This window comes from Frateuria sp. (assembly GCF_013362045.1).
Classification (GTDB): Bacteria; Pseudomonadota; Gammaproteobacteria; order Xanthomonadales; family Rhodanobacteraceae; genus Frateuria_A.
On sequence record NZ_JABFWW010000051.1, the window covers coordinates 1 to 5,324 of the forward strand.

Consider the following 5,324-nt stretch of genomic DNA (forward strand, 5'->3'; position numbering starts at 1 on the left):
GCAGTTCGGTCAGCTGCTGCCTGGCCTCGGCCTGCCGGCGGGCACTGTCCTGCGCCGCGGCGGGCAGAGCCGCGGCCAGCGCGAGGACGATCAGCAGGAAGACGGAGAAAAGCAGGAAGGGTCGGCGCATCGGCCGATTATCCCCAACGGACGCGGCCGGATCGAGACGGCCCTTGCACGCCGGGCGGCTACCATGGCGATGTTCCGGCTGCAGGCGGGTGCAATGGGGCGTGGGGCAAGCGTGATGGCGATGCTCGCGACCTGGCCGCTGGCGCCGGCTGCGCAGACCGTTACCGGGTTGCCGCCGGTGCCGGTGCAGGCGATGCGGCTGGACATCCCGCCATTCGATCTTCCGGCCACCGTCGCCAGCGTGCCGGTGGCCGCCGGCCGCGACGGCAAGCTGGGCGTGAACCTGTCCGAGGTGCTGGTGGGCGTGCCCGGCGTGCTGGCGCGCGACCGGCAGAACTACGCGCAGGACGAACAGCTCTCGATCCGTGGTTTCGGTGCGCGTGCCACCTTCGGCGTGCGTGGCGTGCGGCTGTACGCCGACGGCATCCCGGCGACCATGCCGGACGGGCAGGGCCAGCTCTCGCATTTTTCCCTGGCGGCCGCCGACCGCGTGGAAGTGCTGCGTGGGCCGTTCTCGGCGCTCTACGGCAACGCCTCCGGCGGCGTGGTGCAGCTGTGGAGCGCGCAAGGCGGGCCGGTGCCGCAACGCATGCTGGACGCCGGCGTCGGCGCCGATGCCAGCCTGCGGTTGGCCGCCACCGCTCGGGGCATCGCCGGTCCGCTCAACTACAACCTGGCGCTGGGCCATTTCCGCACCGACGGCTATCGCGCGCACAGCCGCGCGCAGCGCACGTCCGGCAACGCGCGGCTGGGCTTCGACCTGGGCGATGGACGCACGCTCACCCTGGTGCTCAACACGCTGGCGCAGCCGCAGGCGCAGGATCCGCTTGGCCTGAACCGCGCGCAGTGGCGTGCCGACCCACGCCAGGCGGTCGCGGCCGCGACCGCCTTCGATACGCGCAAGACGCTGCGGCAGGACCAGCTCGGCGCGCTCTGGGAAGCCGGCGGCGAGCGCGACGACGTGCGCCTGATGGCCTACGCCGGGAGGCGCGAGGTGACACAGGTGCTGCCGATCCCGCCGCAGGCGCAGGGGCCGCTCAGCGCCGGCGGCGTGGTCGATCTGGACGGCGGCTACGGCGGCACCGATGCGCGCTGGACCCGCCGCGGCCAGGCGCTGGGGCGTCCCTTCGAGCTGGTGCTGGGCGCGAGCTACGACGTCCAGGACCAGCATCGCCGCGGCTACCAGAATTTCGTGGGCGACACGCTCGGCGTGCAGGGCGCGCTGCGCCGCGACGAACGCGACCGCGTGCGGGCCTTCGACCAGTATGCGCAGCTCGACTGGCGCCTCGCCGCGCATTGGTCGCTGCTGCTGGGCGCGCGGCACAGCGTGGTGGCCTTCCGTGCCGCCGACCACTACGTCACCGCAGTCAACCCGGACGACAGCGGCCGCGTGCGCTATCGCGCGACCACGCCGGTGGTCGGCATCGGCTATCGGCCGGATCCGCGGCTGCGCCTCTACGCCAGCTTCGGCAAGGGTTTCGAGACGCCCACGTTCAACGAACTGGGTTACCGCCGCGATGGCGGCGCAGGACTGGCCCTGGACCTGCGCCCGGTGCGCAGCCGCAATGGCGAACTGGGGTTGAAATGGCATCCGCGCGGGGCGCCGGCGGTCGAGCTGGCGCTGTTCCGCGCGGACAGCCGCGACGAACTGGCGGTGGCCAGCAGCCGCGACGGGCGCTCCACCTACCGCAACGTCGGCCGCAGCCGCCGGCAGGGCGCCGAACTGGCGCTCGACGGCGACCTCGGCGCGGGCTGGCGGCTGCGCCTCGGGCTGACCTGGCTGGCGGCACGCTTTCGCAGCGGCTTCCTCGCCTGTACCGGCACGCCCTGCCTTGCGCCAAGCCTGCCAGTGCCGGCGGGCGCCCGCATTCCCGGCGTGCCGCGGCGCTACGGCTCGCTGCGCCTGGAGCATGGGGACGACCTCGGCTGGCGCGGCGGGCTGGAGCTGGAAGGCGTGGGCGCGGTGCCGGTGGACGACCGCAACAGCGCCGCCGCGCCCGGCTATCTGCGCGTCGACCTCGACGCCGGCTACGGCCTGGCGCTGGGCACGACGCGGCTGCACCTGAGCGCGCGCGTGGACAACGTGTTCGACCGGCGCATCGTCGGCTCGGTGATCGTCAACGACGGCAACGGCCGCTACTACGAACCGGCGCCCGGCCGCACGCTCACGGCAGGCGTGCGCGTCGACTTCTGAGGCATTGGCGCTACGGAACGCACCGCATTTGGACGCATGGACGTCCATGCGCATGGCATCCGCCTGCCTGCCGGGCAGGCACGCAGGATACGCGTCGGCAAAACGGAGCGACGAGGTTAAGCGCTTGTAGCCGCTTGTGGAAAGTGGAAGACTCCGGGCCGCAACTCCCCTCGCCCGTCGAGCTGGTGGCGTCGCATCATCCACCCCAGTCCTCGGGCGCGTTGCGCACCCACAATCCGAGGACTTGAGTCATGAAGCCCAACAAGCTCGCTTTGGCGTTGGCTGGTTTGCTGTTGACGCCTCTTGGAACCGCCTTCGCGCAGACCACCCCGCCTGCCGATGCCACCGGCGCCACGCCGCCGCAGAACCAGCAATCGAACCCGCCGCAACCGAACCCGCAGCAGGCAAACCCGCAACAGGCCCAGCAGCTGCAGACCATCACGGTCACCGGCTCGGCCATCCCGCGCATCGACGTGGAAACGCCCTCGCCGGTCACCGTGATCACCGCCGCGCAGATCCAGCGCAGCGGCCTGAAGACCGTCACCGACGTGGTGCGCGCGATCTCCGCCGACAACTCAGGCTCGATCCCGACTGCCTTCACCGCCGGCTTCGCTGCAGGGTCCGCCGGCGTGGCGCTGCGCGGCCTGACGGTGAACTCCACGCTGGTGCTGATCGATGGCCGCCGCTCGGCCAATTACCCGCTGGCGGATGATGGCCAGCGCACCTTCGTCGACCTCAATACGATCCCGGTCAACGCCATCGAGCGCATCGACGTGCTCAAGGACGGCGCCTCCTCGCTGTACGGCGCCGACGCGATCGCCGGCGTGGTCAACATCATCCTCAAGCACGACTTCAAGGGACTGCAGGGCACCGCCGAGGCCGGCACTTCGCAGGACGGCGGCGGCACCACGCGCCGCGTCACGCTGCTGTTCGGCGGCGGCGACCTGCAGAAGGATGGCTGGAACGCCTACGGCAACATCGAGGCGCAGAAGGACGACCACATCGCCGCGCGCGACCGTGGCTACCCCTACAACACCTCCAACCTAAACCCCACCGGCGGCAGCAACCTCGACTGGGGCCAGCCGGGTTTCAACACCGGCTCGACCACGCCGCTGGTGCGCCCCGCCGTGCCCGGCCCCGATGGCGCCGGCGGCATGCACACCGGCACCGCCATGCCCGGCTCGCTGTGGCAACCGCTGGTGCCCTGCGGCGCCAACACCACGCCGATCAGCAACGACCTGGGCAACGGTTGCCAGCTCGACCCGACCTACCGCTACGGCGAGCTGGCGCCCAAGCAGACCCGCGTCGGCGCGTACGGCCGCCTGACCGTCAAGGTCGGCGACAGCAGCGAGGCCTACGTCAGCGCCAGCGTCTACAAGAACAAGGTCGAAGCCGCCGGCAATCCGCCGCAGATCCGTTCCGGCACGCCGGTGAACACCCGCTCGATCGTGTTGCCGGCCACGCTCGCCAACGGCGCGGACAACCCCTACGACCCCTATCCGGCCGATCCGGCGCTGATCACCTATGCGTTCGGCGACATTCCCGGCGGCGGCAGGAACGACAACACCAACATGCGCCTGGCCGGCGGCATCCATGGCACCTGGGGCGAGTGGAACTACGACAGCGCGCTGATCTTCAGCCACAGCTCGCTGGACGTGGACAACTATGGCTTCCTCAACTACGCCGCGCTGATCAACGCGGTCAACAACGGCACCTACAACTTCCTCGACCCGTCGCAGAACTCGCCCGCGCTGCGTGCCCAGCTCGCGCCGGTGCTGCACAAGCGCTCGACCACCGACCTGCAGTCGATCGACTTCCACGTCTCGCGGCCGCTGATGGACCTGCCCGGCGGCTCGCTCGGCCTGGCCACCGGCGTGGACGTGCGCCATGAGGCCCAGCACGATCCGGACCTCAACCCCGGCCTGCAGGCGCAGGGCCTGGGCGTGGCCCACACCTTCGGCAAGCGCACCGTGGAGGGCGTGTACGCCGAGCTGGACGCGCCGTTCCTGGAATCGCTGGAAGTGGACGTCTCCGGCCGCTACGACCACTACTCCGACTTCGGCAGCAACTTCTCGCCGAAGGTCGGCTTCAAGTGGAAGCCGTTCGAATCGCTGGCGGTTCGCGGCACCTGGTCCAAGGGCTTCCGCGCGCCGAGCTTCGCCGAGAACGGTTCGAGCGAGTCCGAAGGTTTCGCCACCTACACCGTGCCCGACGATTACGCCGCCGCGCACGGCAACAACGCCTACGTGCGGCCCTACGGCCTGGCCTACGACACCATTGGCAACCCCAACATCAAACCGGAGAAGTCCAAGAGCTGGACCTTCGGCGTGCTGTGGCAGCCGCTGGAGCAGTTCAGCGCCTCGCTGGACTACTACGACATCAAGAAGACCGGCGTGATCGGCCAGCAGGACACCCAGGCCGTGCTCAACGCCTACTTCGCCGGCCAGCCGCTGCCGCCGAATTCGGCGGTGATCCCGGACGTGCCCGATCCGCAGTTCCCCACCCTGCTGCCCAAGCCCGTGGTGGTGATGGCGCCCTACGTCAACCAGAACTCGCTGCAGACCAAGGGCGTGGACCTGGACCTGATCGGCAACTTCAACCTCACTGACGGCGTCAAGCTGCGCAGCGAACTCAATGCCACGCGCATCTTCGAATGGAACCTCACCCTGCAGGACGGCACGGTCGAGCGCTTCGTCGGCACGCACGGCCCGTACGCGCTCTCCTCGGGTGCCGGCACGCCGCGCGACCGCGCGTCCTGGTCCAACAGCCTGATGTTCGGCAAGGCCACGGTCACCGGCACGCTGTACTACACCAGCGCCATCTCGATGACCGCGCCGGACAACGGCGAGGGCTGCATCTCGGTCGACGACAACGGCAATCCGTTTCCGCCGAGTTGCCACGTGGCGTCGTTCACCTATTTCGACCTGACCGGCAGCTACGACTTCAACGACCACTTCGGCGTGTACGCCTCGGTCCTCAACGCGTTCAACCGCAAGGCACC

The 5,324-nt window shown here is 70.0% G+C and carries 2 protein-coding genes; both read left to right on the forward strand.

What is annotated here, in order from left to right:
- The first annotated feature begins 244 nt into the window (after positions 1-244).
- Complete coding sequence (locus HOQ08_RS02565) at positions 245-2,323, forward strand: TonB-dependent receptor (RefSeq protein ID WP_291191172.1); 2,079 nt, start codon at positions 245-247, stop codon at positions 2,321-2,323.
- Between the two features lie 251 nt (positions 2,324-2,574).
- Positions 2,575-5,324: TonB-dependent receptor (locus HOQ08_RS02570; RefSeq protein WP_291191175.1), on the forward strand; the 2,750-nt coding region annotated here is incomplete at its 3' end.

Excerpts from the sequence above, each read along its gene's own strand:
- HOQ08_RS02565 (WP_291191172.1), top strand. The coding sequence starts at position 245 with ATGGCGATGCTCGCGACCTGGCCGCTGGCGCCGGCTGCGCAGACCGTT.